Genomic DNA, 4,905 nt, shown 5'->3' with positions numbered 1-4,905 from the left:
CCCCCACCCCCCCCCCCCCCCCCCCCCCCCCCCCCCCCCCCCCCCCCCCCCCCCCCCCCCCCCCCCCCCCGCCCCCCCCCCCCCCCCCCCCCCCCCCCCCCCCCCCCCCCCCCCCCCCGCGGAGGGTGGGGGTGGGGTGGAGGGGTCAGGCGGGGCAGGCGGCGGGGTCGGCGTACTGCTCGGCGTCGGCGAAGACGGCGTCGGAGACGCTCGCGGACCCGCCGACGACCACGAGGTAGCAGGGGCGCAGACGCTCCAGCTCGGCGCGGGTGGCGGCGGGCAGGGAGTCGCGCTCGGTGAGCAGCAGCGGCCCCGCGCCGAGGGCGGAGGGGCCGGCGGACAGCGCGTCCGGGAACGACGTGCCGGAGGCGAGGAAGACGATGGGGGTGTTGGCGGGCTCCCAGATCGCCGCGGAGACCTCGGCCGCGGTCTCGTAGCGGTCCTGCCCGGACAGGCGCAGGTTGCCGCGCTCGGTCACGGCCGACTTCAGCTGGACACCGCCACCCGTCCAGGCGGAGGAGGCCGCCGTCTTGACGGGGGTGTCGCCCTGGGCGGCGGCGCTGCCGGCGGTGGCGAGCGCGGCGCCGGCGAGGGTCGTGGCGGCGAGGGCGGCGGCGAGCTTCAGACGCATGGCGGTCACTCCGGGGAACGAGGAGGGGCGCGCACGGTGGTCACCGTGCGTGTCCACGACTGTGCCGGTGCACACCGCCCGCTCAGCTCCGCGACAGCCGCCGCCTGCGCCGTACGGGCGAGCACGTCACACGTTCCTCCGCCGGACATTGCACCTGGTGCGTCACCCACCACGTTGAGTGATGGCCGGGAAGCCCGGATCAGCGCGCCAGCCGCCGGGCCAGCGCTCGCACGACCCGGTACCCCGCGAGGCCGCCCACCACCCAGGGTGCGGCCACGACGACCGGGTCCAGCACCTGGTGGTGCACGTCCGCACGACCCCGCCCGACCCGGGAGCGCCACCCGTGGTGGGTGAGCTCGGCGCGCACCCCGGTCTCCGTGACGGGGTCGTCCGGGTGCCGGCTCGCGAAGGACCTCACGGTCTCCTCCAGCGAGTCCACCCGGTCGGCGGCGATGAGCAGCATCCAGTGCGCGGTGCGGGCCTCGCCGTAGCGGTACGCGTAGCGGCGCACCGCGCCCGAGAACCCCTTCAGCGGCGTGGCGGTGCCGAACACCGGCGTGAGGAACGCGTGCTCGATCGAGCGCTCGCGCGGGAACCGCTCGGGCTGGCGCTCGGGGAACTCCCAGTGCGCGCCGTTCAGGTCGGGGTCGAAGCGCTCGCGCGGGAACGACGGGCGGTCCGCCGGGTCCAGGTCCACGCCCCAGCCGGGGATGCGGGCGCGCAACTGCTCAGGCGTCTCCGGCAGGGGCGGCTTCGCGGCGGTGTAGGTGTACGCGGGGTTCTCGGGGTCCACGTCCGCGAGGCCGGTCGCCTCGAGGCGGGTCTGGCGCGGCTCGGTCACGTCGGCTCCTCCTCAGCTCGCGCCCGGCACGACGAGCGGCTTGATGCACCCGTCGAGCTTGGACGAGAAGACGTGGTACCCCTCGGCGACGTGCTCCAGGGGGAAGCGGTGCGTCACCACCTCGCGGGGCGTGAGGTGGCCGTTGCGCACGTGCTCGAACATCCGCGGCCACTGCCGCTTCACGGGCGTCTGGTTCATCCGCAGGGTCAGGCCCTTGTTCATGGCGTCGCCGAACTTCACGGCGTTCGGGACGGGCCCGTAGGCGCCCATCACGGAGATCGTGCCGCCCTTGCGGACGGCGTCGATCGCCCAGTTCAGCGCGATCGGGGAACCGCCCTGCAGCTTCAGCTTCGCGCCGGCGACGTGCTGCAGGAAGTTGCCGTCGGCCTCGGCGCCCACGGCGTCGATGACGGCGTCGGCACCCAGGTACCCCGTCATCTGCTTCAGCAGCACCACGACGTCGTCGTGCTCGGTGAAGTCCACGGTCTCCGCGTGGGCCATGGTGCGCGCCTTCTCCAGGCGCTCGGGCAGCTGGTCCACCACGATGACGCGCCCGGCGCCCATGAGCCAGGCCGACTGCGCGGCGAGCAGGCCCACCGGGCCCGCCCCGAGCACCACGACGACGTCGCCCTCGACGATGTCGGCGAGCTGCGCACCGAAGTACCCGGTCGCCGCGGCGTCGGTGAGCACGACCGCGTCCTCGTCGTGCATCCACTCCGGGATGAGCGCGGGGCCCACGTCGGCGAACGGGACGCGCACGTACTCCGCCTGGCCGCCGTCGTAACCGCCGGCGGTGTGCGAGTAGCCGTAGATGCCGCCCACCGCGGTGGCGTTGGCGTTGACGTTGTGGCAGTTCGACTGCAGCCCGCGCGCGCAGTAGTAGCAGGAGCCGCAGAAGATGTTGAAGGGCACCATCACCCGGTCGCCGACCTGGAGGTTGCGCACCGACGGCCCCACCTGGTCGACGACGCCGATGAACTCGTGCCCGAAGGTCGTGCCGGGCCGGGTGTCGGGGATGGCGCCGTGGTAGAGGTGCAGGTCGGAGCCGCAGATCGCGGCCAGCGTGACCCGCACGATCGCGTCGTTCGGGTGCTCGATGCGCGGGGGCTCCTTCTCCTCCGCGCGCACGCGGTAGGGCCCTCGGTAGACCATGGCTCGCACCGGCGACTCCCGTGCAGTCCTGGGGCGGCCCGCTGCTGGACCCCGTCGGCGCCCACTGTGCCCCCGCGGCGGCGGGCCCGCACCTCCGCGCCTCAGCCGCCGTCCCGGCGCACGGAGGGCGGGCGTCCCCGGCGGGGCAGATCCCCGGCGTCGGCGGGCATCCGGCCGGCGCGGCGCAGCGCCTCGCGCAGGACGAACTCCGCCTGGGCGTTGACGCTGCGCAGGTCGTCGGCGGCCCAGCGCGCCAGGGCCTCGTGCACGGCCGGGTCCAGGCGCAGCAGCACCTGCTTGCGGCCGCGACCGCGCGGCGGGGCCCCGTCCGCTCCGCTCACCCGTACAGCGTGCCGGTGTTGACGACGGGGGTGGCCCGCCCGTCCCCGCACAGCACGACCAGCAGGTTGCTGACCATCGCGGCCTTGCGCTCCTCGTCGAGCTCGACCACGTCGAGCTCCTGCAGCCGCGCCAGGGCCAGTTCCACCATCCCGACCGCACCGGCGACGATCTGCTCGCGGGCGGCGACGATCGCGGAGGCCTGCTGGCGCTGCAGCATCGCCTGGGCGATCTCGGCGGCGTAGGCCAGGTGCGTGATGCGCACCTCCACGACCTCCACCCCGGCGACGGCGACGCGGGCGGCGACCTCGTGGGCCAGCTCGTCGGCGACGACGTCCGTCGAACCCCGCAGGGAGGTCCCGCCGGCGGCGGGCGCGTCGTAGGGGTGGGTGGTGACGACGTGTCGCAGCGCGGACTCGCTCTGCATCTCGACGAACTCGTCGTAGTCCTCCACGGCGAACGTGGACTGGGCGGTGTCGGCCACCTGCCACACGACGATCGCGGCGACCTCGACGGGGGAACCGGTGGCGTCGTTGACCTTCAGCCGGCCGGTCTCGAAGTTCCGCACCCGCACCGAGACGCTCACGGTGGTGGACAGCGGGACGACCATGACGAGGCCGGGGTCGCGCACGGTGCCGGTGTAGCGGCCGAAGAACTGCACGACGCGCGTCTGGCCCGGGTTCACGGTGCGCAGCGAGGTCAGCAGCACGAGGGTCACCAGGCCCGCGAGGCCGGCGAGCACCCAGGCCGCCACCCGCAGCTCCGCCACGGCGAACCCCAGACCGGCCAGCGCCAGGGTCAGCACGGCCGGGACCGCGAGGGCCAGCAGGGCGCGGGCGCCGTGCAGGTGGGGGGCGGGGCGCTCGGCGATGTCGACGCGCGCGCCGTCGTGGCCGACGGGGGTGCCGGCCGGTGGGGCGGCGGAGGGGCTCTGGTCGTCGGCGAGGCGTTCCTGGGCGGAGCGGGCCTGGACGGTGCGGGACATGCGGCTCTCCTCTCGAGCGGGTCCCTAAAGTGATATCACTTTGCTAACCCCGGCGTCGAGGGTCCGCGCACCGGTCCCGGCGAGGGGGCAGGCTGGGGGTGTGGCAGCACGCGAACTCGTCGTCCTGGGCACCGCCAGCCAGGCACCCACCCGCACCCGCAACCACAACGGCTACCTGCTGCGCTGGGACTCCACCTCGGTGCTGTTCGAGGCCGGCGAGGGCACCCAGCGGCAGATGGTGCTGGGCGGTGTCGCCTCCCCCCGGGTCGAGCGGATCTGCGTGACCCACCGGCACAACGACCACTGCCTGGGCCTGCCGGGCGTGCTGAACCGGATGGCGCTGGACTCCCCCGGCCGCTCCGTCCCCGTGCACGGCCCCGAGGAGGCCGTGCCGCACCTGCGCGCCCTGGCCGCGGTGGCCGACGCCGACGTCGACGCCCGCGTGGAGGGGGTCCCGGTGCGCGCGCAGGACGTGCCGGTCGCCGAGGTGGCGGGCTGCGCGCTGACGGCCCGGGCGCTGGAGCACCGCGTGCCCGCCGTGGGGTACCGGCTCACCGAACCTGCCGGGGTGCGGTTCCGCCCCGCGGCGCTGGCGGCCGCAGGGATCTCCGGCCCGGACGTGCGCCTCCTGCAGCGCGAGGGTGAGCTGCACGGCGTGCGCCTGGCCGACGTCACCGAACCCCGGCCGGGCCAGGTGTTCGCCCTCGTGATGGACACCCGCGCCTGCCCCGCGGTGGAGCACCTGCTGCGCGGCGCGGACCTGGCGGTCGTGGAGTCGACCTACCTGCACCGCGACGAGCGGCTGGCGCACGAGTACGCGCACCTCACCGCGCGGCAGGCCGGCGAGGCGGCGGCGCGCGCGGGCGTGCGCCGGCTGGTGCTCACGCACTTCTCGGCCCGCTACGGCGACCTGGACGAGCTCGGCGCCGAGGCCCGCGAGGCGATCGCGGGCCTCGG

General features: G+C 75.5%; 6 protein-coding genes. 1 reads left to right on the top strand and 5 read right to left on the bottom strand.

All coding sequences use genetic code 11. The features are described 5' to 3' along the window. Positions 1-145 precede the first annotated feature (145 nt). The 5 genes from ACRYM0_RS20300 to ACRYM0_RS20280 all read right to left on the bottom strand — a co-directional run bounded on the left by ACRYM0_RS20300 (position 146) and on the right by ACRYM0_RS20280 (position 3,948). The gene (locus ACRYM0_RS20300) at positions 146-631 is read right to left on the bottom strand and encodes a cell wall-binding repeat-containing protein (protein ID WP_432507661.1); all 486 of its coding nucleotides are present in this window, start codon (positions 629-631) and stop codon (positions 146-148) included. A 199-nt stretch (positions 632-830) separates the two neighbouring features. Continuing rightward, on the bottom strand, positions 831-1,424 hold the full coding sequence (locus ACRYM0_RS20295; protein WP_432507662.1) for a hypothetical protein: 594 nt from the start codon (positions 1,422-1,424) through the stop codon (positions 831-833). Between the two features lie 60 nt (positions 1,425-1,484). Then, complete coding sequence (locus ACRYM0_RS20290; RefSeq protein WP_432507660.1) at positions 1,485-2,633, bottom strand: zinc-dependent alcohol dehydrogenase; 1,149 nt, start codon at positions 2,631-2,633, stop codon at positions 1,485-1,487. 92 nt (positions 2,634-2,725) lie between these two features. Continuing rightward, positions 2,726-2,965, bottom strand: a complete 240-nt coding sequence (locus ACRYM0_RS20285; protein WP_432507659.1) for a type II toxin-antitoxin system antitoxin — start codon at positions 2,963-2,965, stop codon at positions 2,726-2,728. Further along, the gene (locus ACRYM0_RS20280) at positions 2,962-3,948 is read right to left on the bottom strand and encodes an SPFH domain-containing protein (protein WP_432507658.1); all 987 of its coding nucleotides are present in this window, start codon (positions 3,946-3,948) and stop codon (positions 2,962-2,964) included. The genes ACRYM0_RS20285 and ACRYM0_RS20280 overlap by 4 nt, the downstream gene beginning before the upstream one ends. Positions 3,949-4,048: 100 nt before the next feature. Here ACRYM0_RS20280 and ACRYM0_RS20275 point away from each other — a divergent pair. Then, positions 4,049-4,905 (top strand): MBL fold metallo-hydrolase (locus ACRYM0_RS20275; protein WP_432507657.1); only part of this gene is annotated, 857 nt, incomplete at its 3' end.

This window comes from Kineococcus arenarius subsp. arenarius (genome assembly GCF_050871845.1).
In the GTDB taxonomy this organism is placed as follows: Bacteria; Actinomycetota; Actinomycetes; order Actinomycetales; family Kineococcaceae; genus Kineococcus.
The sequence above is the reverse complement of the archived record's forward strand: the minus strand, read 5'-3'. Positions and strand labels throughout refer to the sequence as shown.

Bases quoted from the DNA above. Each gene is read 5' to 3' on its own strand.
- ACRYM0_RS20300 (WP_432507661.1), bottom strand. From the start codon at position 631: ATGCGTCTGAAGCTCGCCGCCGCCCTCGCCGCCACGACCCTCGCCGGC.
- ACRYM0_RS20280 (WP_432507658.1), bottom strand. From the start codon at position 3,948: ATGTCCCGCACCGTCCAGGCCCGCTCCGCCCAGGAACGCCTCGCCGAC.